Source organism: Nonomuraea sp. NPDC048916 (assembly GCF_040649575.1).
Lineage (GTDB): Bacteria > Actinomycetota > Actinomycetes > Streptosporangiales > Streptosporangiaceae > Nonomuraea.
Window position 1 is genome coordinate 1 of record NZ_JBEZFS010000256.1, and the last position, 420, is coordinate 420.

The 420-nt window shown below is 69.5% G+C and carries 1 protein-coding gene; it reads right to left on the reverse strand.

The annotated features are described in order from the left end of the window. The coding region (locus AB0C16_RS40735; RefSeq protein WP_357691562.1) for a TetR/AcrR family transcriptional regulator at nucleotides 1-420 on the reverse strand (420 nt) is incomplete at both ends.

Sequence of the window (420 nt, forward strand, 5' to 3'; positions counted from 1 at the left end):
CCTGCTCGGCGGGCGCGTCCGGGAGGTAGCCGGCGAGCACCGATTCGACCCGCGTCAGCATCGTGGTGTGCAGCGTGTCGTGCTCCTCGGTGATCCGGCCCGGGATCTCCGAGCCGTGCATCAGGACGGAGAAGGCCGGGTTCTCGCAGTTGAAGGCGATCAGCGGGTCGAGGATGGCGTCCAGCATGCGGTCGAGCGGCAGCTCGATATGGCTCTGCGAGAAGGCGGCGCCGTAGGTGTCCCGCCAGCGGTTGAGCAGCTGGTCGCCGAGCTCGACGGCGATGGCCTCCTTGTTCGGGAAGAACTGGTAGAGCGTGCCCGGCGACACCCCGGCCTCGCGGGCGATGGCGTTGGTGCTGGATGCGGTGTAGCCGCTGGTGCAGAAGACGTCGGCGGCGGCCCGGAGCAGCTGGGCGATGC